Below are 20,429 nucleotides of genomic sequence, written 5' to 3'. Positions count from 1 at the left end.
CCCAATCCTTGTCGGCATCGATGGTTAGCGCAGATAGGGTTGTTACTCCGCCGCCCTTCGTTTCTACACTCATGCTACGAACCCCCATATGGGTGGCCAGGTCGGACCTTTCGTTATAAGTTCAGAGTTTATAACGCCAGGAGTTATCTTGACTATTCTTGTGCCGTCATGGTAAATCATGTCACCTTCAGCCATGCCGGCAACTACCTCTTTAATATTAGAGATACCTTTAGCCGCCCAGCCTTTATCGGCGTCTATGGTTAACCCTGATATGGCGGTTACTCCGCCGCTCTTGATTTCAAGACTCATTACATGTGCTCCAACATATAGCTGTAGGCTATGGCTACACCGTTGTCACCAACAAGATTGCTTTGGCAGGTTACCCGGAGAATATCGAATATTCCAACAGGGCCGTTAATTGTCCATCGTCCGGGTCCATCGAGTGCAACAGTAAAAGCCTGGCTGTAGATTTGTCTTTGAACACCGGCTATAGCATGATACATACGGATAGTGAGTGTACCACCGATAGCATTCATGTCAATCATTAAGGTATTGACCTTGTTCCTGGTATTGGCTGCGCCGATGTTAACTAAGGTCTGCTCTGCAGCCTGCCAGTTAGCCACTAGGCTTCCGGTGGCCGGAGGCGTTCCGTACATGTTAAATATTCTGGCCAGCATGGGATGTATAATGAGAATCTCATCGCCAATACCAACTGGGACTGTAAAAGCGCCCGCGCTGAAGTTTCCGGTTAAGGTGGCATAACCTGTGATTGGCTGGAGCTCTCCCTCCGGAGGGGCACCAGTGCCGGCAGCGATTGTTTTAACAAAAGCGTAGTAGGGATTTATTCCACTGAGGTCTATAAATGAGTTACCCCCTTGACCGGCTAGGGTTGCAATGGTGAATTGGCCAGCTCCAGGAACCCCAGTAACTATGCCACGGTAGCAAAGACCTACACCGGCTGCTACGCCTCCGATAGCTGCCAGGACTGCGGCGATGCCGGCTGCCAATACTGTTGAGATATCCGGGTGCAGCATCAGTATCTCATCGCCTGGAGCGAGAACTGCGGTGAAGGCCGGGCATGTAACCAGGCCACTGTTACTGACAAAGGCAGTGGCTATTTGCTGCTCGCCCTGGGGGGCGGCACCGGTACCGGTGCCTTTACGCAGCACGTATACCATCCAGTTATTAAAAAAAGTATCCCCTCTGCCTACCAGCAATGGTACTGTAAACTGGGTGGCAGAGATTACATTAGAAACAATACCGTAAAAAGTAAGGCCGGGGGATACCGGGGTAACAGTAGTACCGCCTGCCATATTACACCTCCATTATGATTGCTCCGCTGTCACTGTAACATATTCTCCGACAACGGCCAGAGCTGTGCTCGTCACATATAGAATATTGGTATTCTGTATGTTGTAAAAAGTGGCTTCATTAGCCAGAAGCGTCTCGGCCTGGTTAGGGTCGATAGCTCCAGTTTTGCCTGGTCCGACGCGCACTATGCCGGCATTAGTTGGATATGCCTTGATTTTAACAGCGAAACCATCCGGTATGACAATATCTGGAAGCTGTACCGCTGTATTAACAGCCAGTATTTGCACCCTTGTTGTACTAAGTCTCGGTAGATTTGCGGGGTAACCTTTTAAGCCCCCAACTGCAGGATTCAATTCAGGATTCAATTGTTGAATGGCTACCAGAATGTCGGCAAGTTTAACCCTGTCAGCATCATTCAGGTCACTGGCCATTGCAGTCAAAAGCTGCATAAGCTCCGGCGGAAACTGGCTTGAGGCGGCTGCCGGACTTTTAGACCAGGCCAGAGCAGCCATAACGGCGGCCCCAGTTGCGGCTATAGCCGTATAATCTTGGCGGTCAGCCATAGTGGAGCCTCCTTTAGCCTATTTCTTCAACTTCTATTTGCACATCGAGTGTACCACCAGCGGCCAGGGCAGTAGGCCAAGCCGTCGCACTAGCGAAAAATTCCGCATTTCCCAGCTCTTCCGGACCAAACTCTTGATCCATGTTGTTTAAGGTCATTAGAGCGGGGATAGCAGCGACAAAAAGGCCCCCAACACCGGTGCCGATGTTTAAGAAGGTAGCGCCCGCCGCATTGTTACGGCAGATGACCTTTTTAATTCTGAAGCTCTTTGTGCCTATCTGCCCGGCAAAGTTGGAGCGGATAAATACCACTGCTGCTGTTCCAACTCCAGCCACCGCCAAATTTACTACTGGACCAGTAACCTTATATCCTCTATCAAGCTCAGTTAAAGCTGGCATAGAATTCCTCCTTTATTTAATAAACCTCGATTTTACGTTCTTGAAGGCTGCCCAATGAAGCCCTTGCAGATTACCGGTGTGCATGGAGTGTTGCCGTTCAACAGGTTTGTGTACAGTGGGTTGCCCACCTTGATCTGTGAAATATGATATCGATAGCCAAAGGCGACAATCCGAGCGGCATTCTGAACATATCCAGAGAAGTTGGTAGGCTGCATTGCCGGCCGCTGGTCTTCCCATGAGTAAAACTCTGTTGATACCAGTAGCGGATCGCGATAGACGATTGCCCTGTCAAGAGCGCCTTGAATATTCTTCAGCGACCATTTGGCAACACCGGAGGGCAGATATAATCCTACCTGGATATTATCGAGCGGGAACCAGCGCCACTGACCAAACTCGTCGTCGTCCAGGTCAAGATTGGTTACATTATATTTGCCTGGGCTGGTGGCTGCCGGCATGGGAGTGGCTACTGCCAGCGGTCCCCATGGAGGAACAGCGCAAAAGTCGATACACTGAAATGGGGGGATAGCTTCAAAGAAATCTACCTTGCCGAAATATTCCTGGCCGTTGGTAATGACCCGGACAAAATCATCGAGCAGGGCAACGGGTTCCATCGCGTCCGATGCTTTGTAGGCTCGGCGCATAAAATCTTGTGACATACTTCACACTCCTTTTTTCTCTCTTTTCTCAAAGAGTGATTAGATAGCCTTATTCAATATTCAATTACTTTAGTAAGGTACCATGCACCCGGATTATCCGGGTGCATGGTACGACTGAGCTATAAGTTGATTGCGTAGGCCAAACTGACGGCCATGCTTCTGGCGGCAGCACCGCCGGCGCAGTAGCAAACGCGAGTACCAGCTGGCTTATACACCGGGTAAGGCAACGGGAAGAAGCCATAGTCCAGTGTTACCAGGCTGGGGTCTACCCTGAATTGGAAGATAAAGGGGGTAGTTACAGGACCGGGGTTACCAGCGGCAGGACCAGTGCTGGCAACAATGAATTCCATTGCCTGAATAGCACCACCGCCTAGTGTCTGGATGAACAACCCAACACACCAGAACTCAGTAGCTATAGCACCAGCAGCCACGATATCCGCTACGTTACCCCAGGCACCGGCACCGGAAACTACCGCAACACCAGTCGCGGGGACACCGGTCGGAGCTGGCCATATTTGATAACTAGCACCTTGCTGACCCAAAAGTAACTGTTGTACTCTACGAGAATATTGACCCATCTGATTACCTCCAGTTTGAATAAAGTAAGAGGATTACGGCCTCTCCAGCACGCCCCATAAGTAGGGAAGGGGGGAATTACGCATCCCCCCGGTGCGTTATTCAACTAGACGTTAGTCTGTCCGGCAGGTTCAACAACGAAATTGCCAAGAACGACTTTGCACGCTGCATTAGTGAGAAGCATGCACATAGCGTTGATGGCGTAGGGGGTAGTCTTGTCCCATACCTGGGGCTCAGAGAAGTAACCATCGACTCTCTCACCACCGGAAACCTGCTCCAGGTCAAACTCTGCCTGGAGTAAACCAGTCGCCGTATTGCGGCGGAAGAGAAGCCGGTTCACCGGTAATGGGGTCGTGATTATCTGAATTTTGTACCAGACAACTATCTTATTGGTACGGCTGGCAGCGGGGGCAACACCAACAGCGCCAAGACAGCTGTATTCGGTGCCGACTGCAGCCAGGACAGGGGTATTCCAGAAGTCCGCAGCAGCACCAGCACCAGCATCAAGCGTGGGCTGGAATTCGCGGGCGTCCAGATTCTTGGGCCATCCACCCCTGGCTATGTAGTCAATAAGTTCACTCAGGTCAGGGGTATCGGCAAATTTGGAATCGTTTTTCAGGGGAAGGTCCTCTTTGTCCCAGGGTGCGATACCCTGGTTATATGCTCGCTGAACAGCGCCAGCGAGTGCAGCGGTTCTTAGCCGTTGCTGGTCGCTATAGGTCATGGAATCGGTTTCGATAAGAAATGCTTTAGAGCTCATCCGTGTATTCCTCCTTCAGAGCTAAATTTACTATTTATGCTTTTTACATTGCGTAGGCTTTTTTCAGTTCCGGCTCATAGGTGCGTCCTGCAGGTACCGGATTGGCAACCCTTCGCTGTACGTACTCACGCACTACAGGGGCTACCGAGGGCTTCTGCATGGCATTATAAATCGAGTGAATCAAGAGAGGAGTTGTTGACAGGGCTGCCGCCTCGCCAATAACTGCCACTTTCCCTTTGCCCAAGGCCCATGCAGCGTATCCGCCGATGGTGATTGCCAGTCGTGAGATATCAACAGCCCCTTTGAAGGGAGCGCCTCTGGTTGAGGCTGCATTAGCCGCGATGGCTTTCTCATCCCATTTGACCATGCCGATATCGACTGCGCCCTCTACTACCGAGGTAATGGTTTTGGTTACATCAATCATTTTTCTACCTCCTTTAGATAGTGGCAACCTCTCGACCTGAAGGTTGCAGAGGGGAAGCATCTTCAGATAAATCTGATCCCCTCTTTTAGAAAACCTTATTTTATTTAAGACATGCAGTAATTCTTTACCAGCAATAACATGGTTGTCAATAGGTTACTTGCGCTTGATTTTAGATACTACGCTCTTTATTTGCCCTTTGTGAGTGGCAGCAACAGCCGCAAGGGTAACTACGACACCGCCGGCTATGGCCACTGCCGGCCAGTTTATACCACCCTCACCATCCGGAGGGGGCGGCTCTACTCCCTTTCGAGCGATTGAAAATTGAGCTAAGGCTGAGTTGTACCAGCCAGATGAGGCTGCGCCGCGACTCACATTCAAGATGGCCACAGCGCTGTTATACCAGCCGCTAGAGGCTGCCATTCGAGTAACTGATAACTGGGCATAAGCTGAGTTGTACCAACCTAAGACGCCGACTATTCGAGCGATCGAAAACTGGGCATAGGCTGAGTTGTACCAGCCACTATAAGTTGCCGGGCGTCCTACAGAAAGTTGGGCTACCACTACATTCCACCAGCCGACTGCCTCTATATAAAAGGGGGCAGTAGCTTGAGCTATTAGTGAGCCGTATTCGTCTTCTTGCCAAGCCCTTAAAGTGTATGGACCTCCAGGAGCCTCTCCGATAGGTCCCATAACTGCATTAGATAAGTTACCAGTCGGAGCGTAGAAGGTGGCATAGCCGCCGCCTACCACTCCAACATAAATAGCATATCCTCCATAAAAGCCAGTGAGGCTAAAGGTAATGTTCCCGCCTTGGTTTATAATACTATCGGCAATCGTTAAAGTTGCCATGACACTCCTTATTAGGCTGTAAACGGGCCATTAGTGTTTGGAGGAGGCGATTGACCGGATATCCCATTGAGCCACAGATTTTGCGGCGGAGCTGAAGGGCTAACGTTGAAATCATCGTTAAGCCACAACCTGAGTGTTACCACCAGTGCTCCGGTGCCGGCAGGCATTATGGGTGAGCTGGGCTTATTTAACAATCGAGTGTCGGTTACATAGCTCTTTTGTATGGGGAAACCAACACTCTCATCCCAAAAACAAGCTACAGCGCCAGTGGGGTCAATTCCCGTTATGGCCAGATGCCAGGTATTGCCATTGATATTCTCGGCCTCAAATTGAACCCCGATATTGAAAGTACCGCCCACCACTACTTGATTTACGCGAGCGCTGTTCACTTCCACCCACGCATCGAGAATATGATTACGTGGGCCTGGGATTAGAGCCCCAGCCTCATAACTCGCCTCCATTGGCCTGAACGCTACCGGCCTCATATTGAGTCTACTGATTCTTGCATTTTCATTCATCAGGGTGCCCTCCCACTTTTTACTGCTTTATATACGACCACGCCGACAACGGCTAGAGCTGCTATTACTATGCCAATAAGTGCAAACGATTGTACCGGCGCTGGCACATCCTTGAACATTCGCCAGATAATGATAAGTGCTATAACTACTAGAGCTGCAATAATGACCGCAGCCCAGGCAAACCCCTTCCTCCAGGTTACATTTACTTGAGAACCGCTGCTCGAAACCTGTAAATCCTCCACCCCCGCAAATGTCAGAGTGTCACGTAAATTATCTATCTGCCAGGTCGGTACCGGCAGGGCAAATTCACACTGAAGCATTGCCCTCTGACCCTCAGCGACCTGATTATTCTCATAACTGACAACATCCATTATGTCAGTATTGCCACCTTCACCTATTTGTTCCCAAGCCATAATTCCTCCTAACGGAGATTACCTCCCAGCCTGGCATTAACAGCATTTACATTTATCAGTATCCAGCCTAAAGGTTTACTGGTTAGGCTATCCAGCGGCAGTGGGCCTATACCTTTCTCAAACTGTATGCGTAAAGTATTGGGCCATTTGCCATTACCTATATCAAGAGGGGAGGTAAGTTTCACTCCGCCTTTTAGCAAACTTTGCTGGATATCAGCAAGTATCTCGGCAGTCATGTCTCTCTGAACGCCCAGGTAAAGGTGCATCTTGGCACCGGGCTTGTACCAGGCTTCTAGCTGGTGCTGCAGCTCATTAAGAGTATTACCGGTTACAACTAAAGGCCGCGCCATCTTTCACTCCGTTGCTCACAGGGGCACCCCATGGCGACCTGGCACATTTCATGGCTATAGCACTCAAACTTGGCATCGTTAAACTTGGCTAAAGTTTCATAGTTGTTAGCAGCGTTCCTCGACTGCCATCCCCAGGGAGCCGAAGTTGATTCTAATAGGTACCAGTTACCATCGTTCCTTTTGGCTTCCACCCAGGCATGACCAAAATCACCTTTGCCGGTATCGAGATACCCTACCGCTTCATATACCCGGTCAGGGGATAATTTGGCTCTGAGAAGAGATGTCAGCAATGAGGCCGAAGCTACACAGTTACCGCTGCCGCTTTGAAGCACTGATATCGGATGATAGCAGCGGGTACATTCTACGCCGGAATTGATGAGAAAAATATCAGTGTTATAGCTGGAATAGCGCACTTTATTGTGGACATAATCCCATGCCGATAGAATGAAGTCATCCTCATCATTGGGCAGCTGTGTCGCTATTTCAGATACGGAGTCCGGGTCTACCAGATAATTAGTGGGGTATTTAACTGAAGCGCCTGATGGTTTTGAAGAAATCTGACTCAGGAATATGCCAACCCCAACTGCTACAGCTGCGGTGATAAGCAGTTTTTTACCTGTTTTGGGGTCTATTCGCCAAGAAATCCCTTCAGCCATTTTATTTGCCTACCCGCCCATTCTGTACCCTGATTACCACGGTTGTCAACAGTTTGAATAAACCAGGGCGGCAGTATCGAAATAAAGTCATCGTCGGTTAATTTCTCCAGTAAGAACGACCACTTCTTCCCTTCAGGGGCATATTTGGCTACCAGCTCCGGAGGTATAACATCACCGAAGTCCTTGTTAGCTAATATCATAGCATCGCATCGTTCAGGTCCCCACTTTTCCAGGAAGGGGTCGATCTTGCGTTTTATCTGTTTAAGTATAAGAGACTTGGCAAAAGTCACTCCATCGAATTTGTCTAAAATATCTTGTAGTTTACCCACTACTTTATGACCTCCAAATGTAACGGAAATGTAACGGAATGTAACGACTTGGCCCCGTTACATGACACTTTTTCTAGGCACGACCTTGTAACGACCTTTTCCGTTACAGCCTCAAACTCAGGCGTGGATGTAACGCCGTTACATAATCTTTATCTAACTCTAACTCTATATATATATCTTTAATCTTATGGGGGGTGTGGGGGGTTAAAGATTCTGCCGGATGTTTTCCCATTATTTTGGTCCAAAGTTGTATTTTTCGCCACAGGCACATACTACAGGCTGACTAGGATTATGGTCTTCGGGAACAACTATCTCTTTCTTGCATTCTTCGCAGATAATACTCTTGGGGAGCTTGTATTGTACCGGTGGTGTAGCCTGCGCCCCTGCCGCTACTCCTCGACGCCCGGCATCGAAAGCCTCAATTGCTGAACCAATCAAGTCTTGAGCCATGGTAGCAGCGCCTTCTCTCCCTTTGCTATCGCTGGAGAGTTTGTTTACTGCCATGTTATAATCGGCAGTCCATTTCTTGTCCTCTATCTCCCAGCGATGGTGGATATCGTCTCTCTCTGCCTGCCAGCGTCGAGCTGATTCCTCTCTGTCACCCTTTAGTTTCTCAATCTCCAGCATAAGATTTATGTTGTCGCCGGTACCGGCCACTGGAGCACCGATACCAAGATGCTGTTTCATCTGGTCAGTAAGGCTTTTCATTACCGCCATGTTATTAGCTATAGCCGCCAGTGGGTCGTTGCCACTCAGTTGTTCTTTCATGTCCCTGAGTTCACCCTTCATGTACTCAAAGAACGGGTCAACGTTATCTTTCTTTGCAGTGATAAGGGTCACCAGGTTAGTCATAAGGCTGTTAATCTGTTCAGACTGGGCCTTAATGACACCGGAGATATCGAGGGTAGTTTTATCAGCTTGTTTCTCTACAACGCCTTTAGTGCCGCCAATTCCCTCAACAATGCGTAGTTTGGCGGCATCATTCGCCAAGTCTAATGTTTCCTGGAATTTGTCCTTGTCAGTCTTACCTTCCCCACTTTGAGTTTTGGTATCACCGTACTTCTTGCCAAGCAATTCACCTATACTAGACATGATTCCTCCTTGTTCAAGCAATTCTTACTCTGGTTATTTGTTCCTGGGAAACTTCATGGTGTCCATTACCGTTATGCCGCGGCTCCATTGCTGGTAGCTCGGCTGCCAGCATCCGCCATGCCATGCCAAATGAATCAACCATGGCCTCCGAGAACGTACTGGTCAGTCCACAGCGGGTAACCATGTCTTTGTAGAGTTGGTAGCACTCTACCAGGCTTAATGGATCGACCTCTATCAAAAGAGCACCAAGCTGGAATTGAATGGCACCGGGCTTGGGAGCGGTAGCAGTAGCGATAATCCCCGGACCTGCTCTTAATTTCCGCTCGGTTTCTACTTTTAGTCTCTTTAGTCTCTCCACCTCTGCCTTTTCTTCCTCGGTCTTTCTTGGTGGAGGAGCCACTGCTTCAGTGTCCTTTTGAGTAACTGGCTCTTCTTCTATGGAGGTGACAGGAGGCTCTGTATTGGACTCTGGCTCTATGGCTTTTTCGATAGTGGTCTGTAAGGGTTTGTTTTTCTTTTCCTTTTTGGCCATACTTTTAATCTTTCGTGTTTCTGCTGATTTCTGTCGGGCAGCGTCAAGTTGCGTATTCATTTCCCTGGCATGGGCAGCCCACTTGTGCGCTGTCAGGGCAGCTCCTACGTTTTTATACTCACCAAGTAATATGGCTTTGTCGCAAAAAGGGCATTTACTAACAGGTTCATTTTCCGTTGTCGTCTGTGGCTTTTTGTCAGTCATTGCCTTTTATCATGTATCTCTTTCATCATGGTTGTCAAGAGGGGGTTGACTACCATGGTAAAGTGGTTATATGATAGCGAAACGGGAGGTGGTAGCTATGGACCTTGGTAATTTACCCATTGTCGGTCTTAAACTGCTGGTGAGCGTCATCGTTAAAGGGTTAAATACGCCGCCAGAAGTGAAATTTCCACCATACCCGGGCGAAGAAGTATTTCATATCCAACCCTCATCTACTCAAGTCATATCCGGCACTACTCCAGCCATAGTGACCAAGCCTAAACTGGCCAATACCCAGGAAACAATCGAAGAGCTCCGGCGCCGGCTGGGCAAAGAGCTCTACAAGATGGAGCTGGACCTTGCCGGGGGCGGGCGGATCGCCGGCAAACCCTGTGACTGTCAACCTGGTGACTCTTTAGTTTACGTAAATGGAGATATGCACCCTGTTATTACACTAGCTGAAGTTTACAAAAATCGAGCCAGGAGAATCTTCAGCCATAGAGGACAGGTGCAACGCATTACCGACCATATGGTGCGAAACCATACTGGCATAATGCGAAATATCGACCTAGTATATTTTGGCTCCCCGTTCCGGGCTACACCAGAACATCCAGTATTGGTAGCAAAAGATGGATGGCGCTGGAATTGGCGCACTCATGGAGGATTAAATGAATCCCAACTAGCTTGGGTACATGCTAGAGACATAACCGATGGGGACTTCATGGTTTTTCCTAGAATATTAGAAACCCGCGATATGGATATCATTACACCTGACCTCGCGGAGATACTTGGGTGGTATCTCGCAGAAGGTTGTAAGGTTGAAAATCGTATTACTATCAGCTTAGGATATCATGAGCTTAACCACATAGACAGAGTGATTCAATTATTTGTCAAAACCTTTGGAGTCGAGCCGAAAACATATCATAGAAGAACATGCTTACATCTCGCTTATACCCACAAAGAATTCTGCTTATTTTTTGAAGCCTTCGGCAGCAATGCCCTAGAAAAGCACTTGCCCCCATGGTTTATGTATCTTCCCTCAGAAAAACAAGGAAGGCTGCTAAAAGGTCTCTTCTCGGGAGATGGATGCATTACGAGTAATGAAATGCATTACGCTACCGTTTCAAAGGACCTTGCTTATCAAATTCATATGATGCTTTTTCGCTTGGGTATTCTGCATGGTTTCAGATGTAGTAAGACTCCAGATGGCATAATTGAGGGTAGATTAATAAAGACGGAAAGTAATACATATACCATTTCTATTGCGGGTGATGCGATGTCCCGTTTAAATGCTATTTGCGATTTTGGCTGGCGAGTGGTTCAATCACGGACACTCCGTAACAAAGGGTGGGCTGGTGAAGGTTATATGTTCCTGCCGGTACGCTGCGTAAAAGATGAAGAGTACAATGGACCAGTTTATAACGTCTGCGTAGCCGAGGATGAAAGTTATCTAACTCCACACGGTATTGCCCATAACTGTCTTGCTGATAAACACCACTTCGGCGTTGAGGCTACGGCTGAGGAAATCATGTCCTATGAGCACAAGCCGGTCTATGGCCAGATTATCGGCTGGTATAAATCCCATGTACCTGATTTTCAGCCCACAGAGATTATGAAACACGACCCTGAGTATTACCGGGGTCTTATCCCCCAGGTAAGAGCTTACAGGAAGGATGTTATGGGTACCGAAAAGGTGACATCACTTCTTACCCTGGAGCAACAGAAACAGTTACAAGGAGCCGGTAAACTAAGTGGACAGACCGGATAAGTGCAAAACTTGTCCGGGAAAAGATATGGGAGTCTGTGAGAAATGTACTTTGTTAAAATACTGGGAGACTGTGAAGAGTAAGGAGCAGCCCCATGGCTGATAAATACGTTTACCCCAAGATTATTCAATACCTCAAGAAGAGCGTCGATGAGGAAATAATGGCGCGGAAAGCGTACATCGATAGAGCTTTAGTAGCAAGGAGTGTGGGAGACTTGGATACAGCTAATTTATTTGAGCACATTGCCGGCGAGGAAGAACAGCATGCCATAGAGTTTAGCCAGAGGGTATTAGACCTGAAGCCGGAAGAATCTAAGCTGGCCGAGACAGCGGAGTGTCTCATATCTAAGAAGCCTGTTACCAAAGATGACTTCATAGCTGCTATAAAAGAGTGCACGAAGGGAAAAGAAGATGCCCCTTAAACTTGACGAGTATCGAAAATGCATGGTCCCGTTTATAACGGGTACAGGTAAGACTAAAGAGCAGCGCAAGTTGGACTTCTGTAGTGGTAGTAAATTATGTTCAGGGAAAGCTGGGACCCGAGAAGAGGCAGAAAAGATATGCCGGTCGCAGCCACCCAAGCCTCCTAAAGAGAGAAAGTCTCGCAGGGTTAAGGGTGTAGTGCCTTGTGAGCAGGAGGCTGCAGAGCTGGCCGGCTGCATGGTTAATATCGTCGATTACCCCCTGCCCAAAAACAGGCAGGAACTTCAGCAAAATATATTCAACGCTATTCACGAATGCCGGTGCCAGGGAAAAGGAGTATAAGATGGTTGTGAAAGAAACAACGGAAGTCATCCAGGATGTTTCAGGTAAAGTCCTTCTCAATAAAATGTGCGAGACACAACCTATGTACTGCTCTTCTTGCGGCCGCTTCTTGGGCAACCAGGCTATAATGCTGGGAGCTGTCGAGTTCCTCTGCCCTAAATGTAAGAAGTGGACCATCATCGAGGTCCTACCCGAATAACCCCCCCTTGACAACCGTGGTAACCAGGGTACACAATCAAAATGTCGATAAAGCCATGAAGGCCATTATTAGGCTACTAAAGGCTGGAACACTCGAAAGGGAGAACTTAAATGAGACTTAGTGGTGGTTCTACCTATATGAAGGGTGCACCGAAGCGCTACAAGGCGAAGGATGCCCCCTATGCTGTGGGTGGGAATGGCGGCATCATCGTTTCGATGAAACCGAAACCATATCCCAAGACTTCACAGCAAAAGAAAGTTGCTGCAGCTGCCAAGGACTGTGGCATCAAATCTGGCATCAGCAAATCAGAGCTGATGACCAAGATGAAGGACTGCATCCCCGGCAAATTCTAATCCATCGACAACTTTTAAAAAGGCCCTCGGGTTAGTGAGCATACAACACTTGCAGTCCGGGGGCCTGCTGTTTTTCTATTGACAACCATCCTCATTCCAAGTTATAACTAAGTCATGACAAAAAGCGGTGGGCATGGCGGTCTAATCGTACATCAAGCCCCTCGGGAGTATGAGCAGACACCCCAGCAAAAGCTATTCAAAGAAGCCGCTGAGCACTGTGGGATCAAGAAGGGTATCACTAAAGCTGAGTTACTGGATAAAATGAAGAACTGCATCCCTGAATTTTACCGGCAGCACAAGGATGTTACTAAATGATTAAGGTCTATGTATCCGAGCATTGCGGACCATGTAAGGAAATCAGAGAGAGAGTAGCGAAGCTCGGTAATGATGTGCAGATAGTGGACATTGAGACCGATGAGGGCTTCGCTGACTTTACCGCTGCAGTCCTTGCTAAGGGCGATGGTGCCGTTCCCTCAGCCTATAAAGAGGGCCAGAAATGTAAGATAATGGTTGAGGAAGGTACCCAGGATATCCAGATAGTTTGCCCCGGCGATGAGCCTGAGATATCCCAATAGTGGCATAATTTCAGTAAATAATATTTGTTGCCCCCCCTTGACTACCGTGGCAACAATGGTGTATATATAAGTTGCCCGCTTATATTCTTCATATATCCTCCTTAGTCAAGCCCCAGGCTTACTCCTCCTGGGGCTTTCTTTATTTGTGGACTTCTTGTTGTTGTTAAACGTCAAAAGCTAGTCCACTTAGCCTCAAAATCGCCTATTTTTTATAAGCATTGACTTTTGTGTATCTTTATGCGATAGTACATCTGTATCATCCATTAGGGAGGCCGAATGTTTAAATGGTACGATTCAGTCTGGTTAACCAACGGAGAGGTAGCCTGGGAGATTCCAGCGGATCGTGATATAGCCTCACGCTACGTGAAGAGGATATATTTACCCTATGATGGCTGGTCTATTATCATAGGCGGCCTGGGCAGAAATTGGAAGCAAGGTAAATTTGGAGAAATGAGACGAATCAAACATGAATAATAATGTAAAATCGCCCTGTGGGGCAGCAGACTTGTTAGCAGCAGTTTTCGGCGAGGACCCTGACATCATACGAGCCAAATACAACCTTCCCTTAAAATATCCAAAACTGCCAACGTGTCCTATCTGCGGTAAAAATATGACAAAGGCAGGCTGCAGGCATCGCCACTTAATCCCCGTTGCTTGTGATGAGTGCGGTAAGATAACTGAATGGAGTGAAAGAAAGGTTATTAACAAATTAACCCATGGCCAGAAAATTTTTTTCTGTAACAACACTTGCTTTGGTAGATGGGCTGGGAAACATTATGGTTTTGCAGTTCATCCAGAGAATACTAACGGCAGTTCCCGCCGTAAGCATGACTACAAGGCAATATGGGAGAAACATCTTGAAACCGGTTTCGGTCCGAGCCGTTTAAGTAGGATGTTAGGGATAGACATCGGGGTTATATCTTATATTCTCATAAAGATGAGAAAGGAGACGGTGAACATTGTCAAAGCAAAATAAACTACTAACAGTTTACGAGCTGTCACTGCCGGATAAGAGCCGCGCCGGGCAAACGGCGAGAGCCAGGGCTTTCCTCGATTGGCTTGGAGACAGAGAAATGTCCGCAGAGAATGTCCGTAAATGGATGGACCTGCTAAAACACAAGGGCTACGCCGATGGTAGCCTGGCTAAAGATTTCCGCATACTCCGGAGTCTTTTTATCCGGAATAAAATGGACTGGCCGTTCCGGAGAAATGATGCTCCGGTAATCAGAGAGAGACACGTATGGGCTCCCACACTGGCACCAACGTCGATTCATACCATGGTCGATGTCATGCGTAATGCAAGGGTAGCTACTCCTTATCAGAAGGCCCTCCTGGCGCTGTCAACAGTGTACGGACTACGGCAGGGGGAGCTGCAGAGTATCACAGCGGAGTCCCTTGATTTTACCCATAAACTTATATTCATCGAGACAGAGAAACATGGCAGGGAGCGGTATCACATGATTCCTGAATCTATATTACCCTACCTGAAAGAATGGGGCTTCGACAGACGCTTCAGTTCTTCGATGATTAACCTTATCTTCCACCAGATATTAGAGATGGCCGAGGTAAAGGTGGGGGGAGATGTTGGCTGGCACGCGATTAGAAGAGCATGTATTATGGTGGCCCGCCAGGCTCATATCGCGGACAACACTATTGAGGCTTTCTACAGGTGGAAGCGGTCCGGCAGCAACATGACTTCTCGCTACAGCACAGCCTTCCAGATTGTGGGCGGCGACGAAGACTCGTATGCTGTCATGGAGGGTGCTGACGAGATAGTTGACCAGGAGATATTCAAGAATCATCCTTTTTTGAGGTTTTGGGAATGAAGACTGCAAAAACGAGAAAAGGTAGGCGGTGCCCCCGGTGCAAGGGAGACGGCAAGATTTATCATCCTGGCATTCCGACGTGGTGGAACATATCAAAGACTGACCCATGGACCAGTAGATGTGACCTGTGTGGCGGTACTGGTCGGATAGAAAGGTAAAATAGAAAGATAAAGGAGTAAATAAATTGTCTACGAGTTATTTGATACCCAAGCATTTAATGATGAATGGTCAAGCGAATCAGTATCGCTTAGACACCATTAAGCAAATAGTTGACGAGGCAAAACGGTTACGTATAGTAGATGACCCTAAACATCTTGATATTACTGGTTTGACATATGAGGACTTAGGATTATCTTCATGGAGAACACCGAATCTCAGCTATGAGACAACGGCGTGGTTTACTAAAGAAATACCCCCCGGGTATATCTATGCCATCACGGAGGTAATGCTTTTATCCATAGAGCCTATAACTTCCATAATCCAATTCCGTAGCGGTTGTAGCTTTGGGCCTATGCGTGGTTTTTACAGCCTTGATGGATTGAAAGTTATTCTGCCCGTAATAAGAAGGGCAAAGGGAGATAGGCCGTTTCAAAACTTACTTCTAAAGAATGCCCGGAGGCTCTGTCTGGTAGGCTTGCTCTCCGAGCCGATAATTTACAGATATGGTCAGATTATGTCAGTTACACTTAAAGCTGATGGTGGAATTCTCCTCGGGAGCGACCAAATAGCAATTGGCGGTTTCGTAGCTAGCCCCGCAGGGGCATATATCGCTTAATATAGAAAACTACAAGGGAAGGATAACTAAATGCCAAAAGAACCGCGTAGCCAACGACTCAAACAAAAGACCACTGAAGCAACCAGGCCCGTTGTCACTAAGGCCCCGAGTAAATACTGGTCGGAGATAAGAGAGGTTGTGTGCCCTTGTTGTGGAATATCGCATGGCTCCAAATATTGGGAGCGCGCCGCTGCTTACCCGCCCCAGCAACGATTTGGTACTATCAAGGAGGCCAGCGGCAGGGGGAGTCTCGCAGTTATTGGCGAGCTCACCCCTGACACCGAGCCAGAAGTGGCAGAGATAGTCAAACAGCGTCTACTCACTGCTATACAGACCTTTATCGATAAAGGATGGATGAAAAAGGAGGAGTTATGAACAAATTTCAAGTAGGAGTCATGGGGGATAAGATTACCTTTTCCTGCCCGTTGCCGCCAACAATATCGAAGGATGATGCCTTCAACCTGGCAACCTGGCTAATAGTTACGGCCTGTGTAATAGGACCAGGTATTTATACCGACCCCAAGAAAAAAATTGAGCAGCTTTTAGACGAGGCGCTTGAATCATAATGAACAGCGACGAGATAAAGGCCAATATTGCCCAGTATTACCGCTATAACAAACAGTGCCCGGTCATAGCCTTCGAGGCTTCCAGCCGGTTAGGGTATGGGGATGAGCTGGCCGATGTCCTGGTCATTACTGAGGAAAGGCTGCTCATCGAGGTCGAAGTTAAACTAAGCCTTGCCGACCTAAAGAGAGACGCAGAAAAGATGAAACATCAGTCCTTCCGGAAGATGGCCGGCCTGGAATATAAGAAGCGCGAGGAGCATTACTTCGGCAATACCCGGATTATCGAGCCGGGACCTTATCCGACCCACTTCTTCTACTTCGCGGTACCCATTAACCTGGGCAATGATGCCAAGCTAATCTGTGACGATATCTACCCCTATGCCGGCATCTGGGCGACCGATGGCTACCTGGCCGACCTGAAATCCTACCGGCGCCCGAAGCCACTGTCCTGTGAGGGAATATCGTTCAAGTATATACTACGGATGTCCTATCAGCAAAGCGGTACTTTATGCCGACTGGCCCGGGACCTGGCGCAAAACCAAAGGACCGTAGCCCAGCAGCAGGAAGAGTTAAAGGAGCTGAGACAGGAGCTAATCCTGTATCGAAAGGAGGAAAGCCATGCCAGTATTTAAAGTAGGCGGCGCCGGTGAAGAAGCCACATGGGCGGAGAGGGCCAAGCGAGCTGAGGTCTGCGGAGTCCTCTCCTGCCAGGGGAGCCCCCGGCAGTATTGCGGAAGGTGTAGAGTCTGGTACTGCGAGGAGCACTCAAAGACACATACCCACTTCCAGGAAGATATCCGGCCAGCCAGCAAGTAGCCATCCGAGGGGAGAGGCTCCCTCTCCCCTCTCCCCGCCTCTGTTAGCATCACTTAGAATCAATTAGCACCATATAGGCTCATTTTATTATTGTTTCGAAGCTATTCAAAGCTAAAATATTTTACCCCTAAAATGTGACATAATTTTACCCACACAGCCATTTTAGCCTCATATTCCGTATACGGATAGATAGTATTAGAGTACTATTGACAAGTGCTCTAATCGGTGATATTGTTTTTATGGCGCTGGAATTCCAGCGACTAAAAAACTAAAGGATGGTCACAAAATGAAAACGGAACAGATTCAAGCCAATGGAAAAATCAAGGTCAGTTTACGGGACATAGCTTTAATGTTTGCCAGACATATACCAGAATCATGCAAGGTTGATATGGCGGAAACAACGGAATCATACTTACACCAAATTAAATACCTGTCAGCTAATCAGCGTATAGCAATTCGGAGCGCATATATTTTTGCTAGTAAAGCTCCATCAGAAGAACGTCAAGACTTATTCCAAGAGTTAGTCTCAACACTGCTAACAAAAACGACACCCGACGAAAGACTAAGTTATGCGATGGCAAAATGCGATTGGGTAGACTGGTGGAGAAAATATACAACACGCTCTCACATGGCAAGGCTTGATGCACCAGTAAAGCAGGCTGATAATGAGCCTGAATCAGCCAGCGCTGAATTATCAGAATTGCTAGTCGGAGAGATGGAATTCGAGTCTAAAATTTGCGCTAAACTTGACGCACAACGCATACTCGACATAATACCCAAAAACATTAAATCAATAGGCGTCAAGCGTATGTTAGGCCAAGCTCTAAACGCTAATGACAGGCAAGTATTATGTCGCTGGATTAAAAATAATCCTATGGTGCTAGAGTCAATGCAGGCATAATAGTCACATTATCACGCTGTCACTCGATTAGCTGGTTAGTAGGGCAATTTACTAACCAGCTTTTTTATGCCTGTTATTGAGCTTGTCACAAAGTTTAACGCTCATACGATTAGCTTAGTATACAGCGAATTTGAATAGCGGCTTGTCATTCTATCAAGCGAATTGAGCTTGTCACATTTTTGAAGGCTCGTTCGATTAGCTTGATAGAGTGACAAAAATCACTCTTAGCAATAGGCTCGATAACGGGAATAGAGGAAAACGAGCTTATGCCCATGCCTGTTAGCTCTTGGGGCTGACTAAACGTGGGAGTCGTAAGCACTCATGCTAACTCAACGCTCGGAGTCTGGCACAGCGCCCTGGTCACAGGGGACATCTTGCACTTCGTCCTCCTACGTGGGAACTGTGGCGGGGAGACTAGCTCCATGTTGCAAGGATGGCCGTAACCACCTAAAACCATACGGGGAAGTGCTGAGTCCTAAATCTTGGCAAGCTATCCACAGCTTTGAAGGGACGCCTACGCCTGCGGCGTTAAATAAGGCAAAGATGGCGGTAATCCGCCTACGAGGCTCAAGCCTGAGTACGGCTGTGATGGCATCTCCCATCATCAAGAGGTTGAGAGCGCGGTCTATCAGGTCAAGCCATGCTCTGCTCATATCCTTTGTAAGAGGCTCTATGGGAAATATCGGAGTATGACTAATGGCAGGTAGACAGTGACAGGTAGCAAGTCACCACGGCTCTAACCGGCTCAGGGGTCTTTCCGCAAAAGTCACGGAAAGAGCTTCCGACAATTTCACTTTCCTGTGACATCATGTATATCATCTAACTTTCAAGACAGACTCCCTCTTGACTGAAGGGAGTATTAGGTTTTTCTTAACTTCTAGCCTGATAGACTGAGGCTGAGTTTCGGCTTGGCCTCAGTAATGAGTCTATAAGTGGAAGGGGGTGCGCTATGTACTATGGGCAAAAACTGTGTCAAGCCTGCGGTACTAAGCGGGCGGAAACTAAGGACTATGAGCGCCTCCAAAATAGGCGTGTCAAGCTCTTAGTGTGTAGTGACTGCCTGAATAAAATTAAGGGGGGTGTCATTGATGGCGTAAGTTATGAATTCGACCATCAAGCCTCATGTGGCATCGGCGGCATACCCATTCGAGGTTATCAGCCACATTGTTAAATTCGTCACTATCTTTATGGTGGTGCTCTGTTTTTAGACTACCACAATATCTACAAGGCTGTAATTCGATAAATTGTCGCCTTGCCCTTGCACGTCCAGAGTCATGCTTAATATGGTCGCCTTTCCAGTTAGGGTTAGCTTCACCAACACGCTCCTGACTGAACTTATCGAACACTCCACGCTGGCGACACGTCTGTAATCTTTGCTGTATTACCGTTGTTCTTTTATCAGACTTTGACCAATGTGTCATTTAATTCCTCACACTGATAATCACTTATATTATAACATAAGGGGGTGAACCGTGGTAACGAAAACAAGAACATATCATTGTATTATCTGCGACAAGCGGCCAGCTATACCTGAGACTGGTTACTGCCATAATTGCACTGGCAAAATTGACGCTATCAGGCGTGAAGGCTCTCATCGAGAGCCACAGCCTGAGAAGTTCTTCACGTACAGGGGAATAGTTGTCGCCTGTTACAATCGTGGGGACACATTCACAACTAAGCTCTCCCAAAAGTCAGCGGAGAAGCTCCCTAAAGGCAGGACACTCGACCTCAATACGTGGCTCGACGGCTATACGAGGGAGCAAGTCAAGCGCTTCAAGGGTATATGTCTCCATCTCGGTGGGCATCTACTGGTTAAAGAGCCAGTCAAGATAGTAAAAAACGATAAAGGGGGAAAGTCTAATGGTCACAAAGTCAAAGGTAACTGAGGTCAAGGGCGATAAGCCCAAAGCGGCGAAGTATGATGTTACCCAGCTCGTTATTACCGCTGCTTACGCCAAAACATTCTCTTCAGGGAAGGGTGGCTTCTTCGGCAAGGCTATCAATCCCGCCACTGGCAAAAAGTACCAGATAGTCGGCGCTGTCGAGATAGCAGGCTAAAAGCTCGATAACCTGCGGGTAAGGATACCCCTTGCCCGTAGACGTGGAGCTGTTAGCTCTGAGGGGGGAATATGAATATATTCCGCAAGAAAAAGACGGTGGAAGTCCGTCAAGTAAGATGCCCGTATGTTGGCAACGGTGTGGATTATTGCACCCATCGCCTCGGTGGTAAATGTTCCGAGATAAGCTATACACGATGTACG

At 47.9% G+C, this 20,429-nt stretch carries 34 protein-coding genes; 18 read left to right on the top strand and 16 right to left on the bottom strand.

Annotated elements, in window-relative coordinates; translation table 11 throughout:
- Window positions 1-69 precede the first annotated feature (69 nt).
- From PHI12_08590 to PHI12_08515, 16 genes are all read right to left on the bottom strand, one after another.
- The gene (locus PHI12_08590) at window positions 70-309 is read right to left on the bottom strand and encodes a hypothetical protein (protein MDD5510854.1); all 240 of its coding nucleotides are present in this window, start codon (window positions 307-309) and stop codon (window positions 70-72) included.
- Window positions 309-1,313 (bottom strand): hypothetical protein, encoded by a 1,005-nt coding sequence (locus PHI12_08585; GenBank protein MDD5510853.1) that lies wholly within the window; start codon window positions 1,311-1,313, stop codon window positions 309-311. The genes PHI12_08590 and PHI12_08585 overlap by 1 nt, the downstream gene beginning before the upstream one ends.
- 12 nt (window positions 1,314-1,325) lie before the next feature.
- Window positions 1,326-1,874: a hypothetical protein gene (locus PHI12_08580; GenBank protein ID MDD5510852.1), complete on the bottom strand. Its 549-nt coding sequence runs from the start codon at window positions 1,872-1,874 to the stop codon at window positions 1,326-1,328.
- A 13-nt stretch (window positions 1,875-1,887) separates the two neighbouring features.
- Window positions 1,888-2,271 (bottom strand): hypothetical protein, encoded by a 384-nt coding sequence (locus PHI12_08575; protein MDD5510851.1) that lies wholly within the window; start codon window positions 2,269-2,271, stop codon window positions 1,888-1,890.
- 32 nt (window positions 2,272-2,303) lie between these two features.
- Complete coding sequence (locus PHI12_08570) at window positions 2,304-2,927, bottom strand: hypothetical protein (protein MDD5510850.1); 624 nt, start codon at window positions 2,925-2,927, stop codon at window positions 2,304-2,306.
- A gap of 119 nt (window positions 2,928-3,046) precedes the next feature.
- A complete protein-coding gene (locus PHI12_08565) occupies window positions 3,047-3,505 on the bottom strand; it encodes a hypothetical protein (GenBank protein MDD5510849.1) in 459 nt (152 codons plus the stop codon).
- A gap of 104 nt (window positions 3,506-3,609) precedes the next feature.
- Complete coding sequence (locus tag PHI12_08560; protein ID MDD5510848.1) at window positions 3,610-4,263, bottom strand: hypothetical protein; 654 nt, start codon at window positions 4,261-4,263, stop codon at window positions 3,610-3,612.
- Between the two features lie 43 nt (window positions 4,264-4,306).
- The gene (locus PHI12_08555; GenBank protein ID MDD5510847.1) at window positions 4,307-4,687 is read right to left on the bottom strand and encodes a hypothetical protein; all 381 of its coding nucleotides are present in this window, start codon (window positions 4,685-4,687) and stop codon (window positions 4,307-4,309) included.
- A gap of 153 nt (window positions 4,688-4,840) precedes the next feature.
- Window positions 4,841-5,536 carry a hypothetical protein gene (locus PHI12_08550; protein ID MDD5510846.1) on the bottom strand — a complete coding sequence of 232 codons (696 nt, stop codon included), beginning with the start codon at window positions 5,534-5,536 and terminating at the stop codon, window positions 4,841-4,843.
- Between the two features lie 11 nt (window positions 5,537-5,547).
- Entirely contained in the window at window positions 5,548-6,054 is a 507-nt protein-coding gene (locus PHI12_08545) for a hypothetical protein (GenBank protein ID MDD5510845.1), read from the bottom strand.
- The gene (locus PHI12_08540) at window positions 6,054-6,467 is read right to left on the bottom strand and encodes a hypothetical protein (protein ID MDD5510844.1); all 414 of its coding nucleotides are present in this window, start codon (window positions 6,465-6,467) and stop codon (window positions 6,054-6,056) included. Before PHI12_08540 ends, PHI12_08545 begins: the two co-directional genes overlap by 1 nt.
- Before the next feature lie 8 nt (window positions 6,468-6,475).
- The gene (locus PHI12_08535) at window positions 6,476-6,817 is read right to left on the bottom strand and encodes a hypothetical protein (GenBank protein ID MDD5510843.1); all 342 of its coding nucleotides are present in this window, start codon (window positions 6,815-6,817) and stop codon (window positions 6,476-6,478) included.
- Window positions 6,802-7,473 (bottom strand): transglutaminase family protein, encoded by a 672-nt coding sequence (locus tag PHI12_08530; GenBank protein ID MDD5510842.1) that lies wholly within the window; start codon window positions 7,471-7,473, stop codon window positions 6,802-6,804. The genes PHI12_08535 and PHI12_08530 overlap by 16 nt, the downstream gene beginning before the upstream one ends.
- Entirely contained in the window at window positions 7,446-7,802 is a 357-nt protein-coding gene (locus PHI12_08525; protein ID MDD5510841.1) for a hypothetical protein, read from the bottom strand. Before PHI12_08525 ends, PHI12_08530 begins: the two co-directional genes overlap by 28 nt.
- 231 nt (window positions 7,803-8,033) lie before the next feature.
- Window positions 8,034-8,894 carry a hypothetical protein gene (locus tag PHI12_08520; GenBank protein ID MDD5510840.1) on the bottom strand — a complete coding sequence of 287 codons (861 nt, stop codon included), beginning with the start codon at window positions 8,892-8,894 and terminating at the stop codon, window positions 8,034-8,036.
- Window positions 8,895-8,907: 13 nt separating this feature from the next.
- The gene (locus PHI12_08515) at window positions 8,908-9,630 is read right to left on the bottom strand and encodes a hypothetical protein (protein ID MDD5510839.1); all 723 of its coding nucleotides are present in this window, start codon (window positions 9,628-9,630) and stop codon (window positions 8,908-8,910) included.
- Window positions 9,631-9,700: 70 nt separating this feature from the next.
- On the opposite strand from PHI12_08515, the gene PHI12_08510 reads away from it, so the two are divergent.
- The 18 genes from PHI12_08510 to PHI12_08425 all read left to right on the top strand — a co-directional run bounded on the left by PHI12_08510 (window position 9,701) and on the right by PHI12_08425 (window position 20,226).
- Window positions 9,701-11,395, top strand: a complete 1,695-nt coding sequence (locus tag PHI12_08510; protein MDD5510838.1) for an LAGLIDADG family homing endonuclease — start codon at window positions 9,701-9,703, stop codon at window positions 11,393-11,395.
- 92 nt (window positions 11,396-11,487) lie between these two features.
- Window positions 11,488-11,814 (top strand): hypothetical protein, encoded by a 327-nt coding sequence (locus tag PHI12_08505; protein MDD5510837.1) that lies wholly within the window; start codon window positions 11,488-11,490, stop codon window positions 11,812-11,814.
- Window positions 11,804-12,157 carry a hypothetical protein gene (locus PHI12_08500; GenBank protein MDD5510836.1) on the top strand — a complete coding sequence of 118 codons (354 nt, stop codon included), beginning with the start codon at window positions 11,804-11,806 and terminating at the stop codon, window positions 12,155-12,157. Before PHI12_08505 ends, PHI12_08500 begins: the two co-directional genes overlap by 11 nt.
- 7 nt (window positions 12,158-12,164) lie before the next feature.
- Window positions 12,165-12,356, top strand: coding sequence for a hypothetical protein (locus tag PHI12_08495; protein MDD5510835.1), 192 nt, complete (start codon window positions 12,165-12,167; stop codon window positions 12,354-12,356).
- 110 nt (window positions 12,357-12,466) lie between these two features.
- On the top strand, window positions 12,467-12,709 hold the full coding sequence (locus tag PHI12_08490) for a hypothetical protein (GenBank protein MDD5510834.1): 243 nt from the start codon (window positions 12,467-12,469) through the stop codon (window positions 12,707-12,709).
- Between the two features lie 114 nt (window positions 12,710-12,823).
- On the top strand, window positions 12,824-13,024 hold the full coding sequence (locus tag PHI12_08485) for a hypothetical protein (GenBank protein MDD5510833.1): 201 nt from the start codon (window positions 12,824-12,826) through the stop codon (window positions 13,022-13,024).
- Complete coding sequence (locus tag PHI12_08480; protein MDD5510832.1) at window positions 13,021-13,284, top strand: hypothetical protein; 264 nt, start codon at window positions 13,021-13,023, stop codon at window positions 13,282-13,284. The genes PHI12_08485 and PHI12_08480 overlap by 4 nt, the downstream gene beginning before the upstream one ends.
- 276 nt (window positions 13,285-13,560) lie before the next feature.
- Complete coding sequence (locus tag PHI12_08475; protein MDD5510831.1) at window positions 13,561-13,758, top strand: hypothetical protein; 198 nt, start codon at window positions 13,561-13,563, stop codon at window positions 13,756-13,758.
- Window positions 13,751-14,260, top strand: coding sequence for a hypothetical protein (locus PHI12_08470; GenBank protein MDD5510830.1), 510 nt, complete (start codon window positions 13,751-13,753; stop codon window positions 14,258-14,260). Before PHI12_08475 ends, PHI12_08470 begins: the two co-directional genes overlap by 8 nt.
- Complete coding sequence (locus PHI12_08465; GenBank protein MDD5510829.1) at window positions 14,244-15,110, top strand: tyrosine-type recombinase/integrase; 867 nt, start codon at window positions 14,244-14,246, stop codon at window positions 15,108-15,110. The genes PHI12_08470 and PHI12_08465 overlap by 17 nt, the downstream gene beginning before the upstream one ends.
- Window positions 15,111-15,294: 184 nt before the next feature.
- Entirely contained in the window at window positions 15,295-15,885 is a 591-nt protein-coding gene (locus PHI12_08460; protein ID MDD5510828.1) for a hypothetical protein, read from the top strand.
- 30 nt (window positions 15,886-15,915) lie between these two features.
- The gene (locus tag PHI12_08455) at window positions 15,916-16,260 is read left to right on the top strand and encodes a hypothetical protein (protein ID MDD5510827.1); all 345 of its coding nucleotides are present in this window, start codon (window positions 15,916-15,918) and stop codon (window positions 16,258-16,260) included.
- Window positions 16,257-16,451 (top strand): hypothetical protein, encoded by a 195-nt coding sequence (locus tag PHI12_08450; GenBank protein MDD5510826.1) that lies wholly within the window; start codon window positions 16,257-16,259, stop codon window positions 16,449-16,451. The genes PHI12_08455 and PHI12_08450 overlap by 4 nt, the downstream gene beginning before the upstream one ends.
- Entirely contained in the window at window positions 16,451-17,083 is a 633-nt protein-coding gene (locus PHI12_08445) for a hypothetical protein (protein MDD5510825.1), read from the top strand. The genes PHI12_08450 and PHI12_08445 overlap by 1 nt, the downstream gene beginning before the upstream one ends.
- Window positions 17,070-17,267, top strand: a complete 198-nt coding sequence (locus PHI12_08440) for a hypothetical protein (GenBank protein MDD5510824.1) — start codon at window positions 17,070-17,072, stop codon at window positions 17,265-17,267. Before PHI12_08445 ends, PHI12_08440 begins: the two co-directional genes overlap by 14 nt.
- A 286-nt stretch (window positions 17,268-17,553) precedes the next feature.
- A complete protein-coding gene (locus PHI12_08435; GenBank protein MDD5510823.1) occupies window positions 17,554-18,168 on the top strand; it encodes a hypothetical protein in 615 nt (204 codons plus the stop codon).
- 1,472 nt (window positions 18,169-19,640) lie between these two features.
- Window positions 19,641-20,054 (top strand): hypothetical protein, encoded by a 414-nt coding sequence (locus tag PHI12_08430; GenBank protein ID MDD5510822.1) that lies wholly within the window; start codon window positions 19,641-19,643, stop codon window positions 20,052-20,054.
- Window positions 20,029-20,226, top strand: coding sequence for a hypothetical protein (locus PHI12_08425; protein MDD5510821.1), 198 nt, complete (start codon window positions 20,029-20,031; stop codon window positions 20,224-20,226). Before PHI12_08430 ends, PHI12_08425 begins: the two co-directional genes overlap by 26 nt.
- The last annotated feature ends 203 nt before the right edge of the window (window positions 20,227-20,429 follow it).

Source organism: Dehalococcoidales bacterium (assembly GCA_028716225.1).
In the GTDB taxonomy this organism is placed as follows: Bacteria; Chloroflexota; Dehalococcoidia; order Dehalococcoidales; family UBA5760; genus UBA5760.
This window is presented reverse-complemented; position numbering and strand designations above follow the sequence as displayed.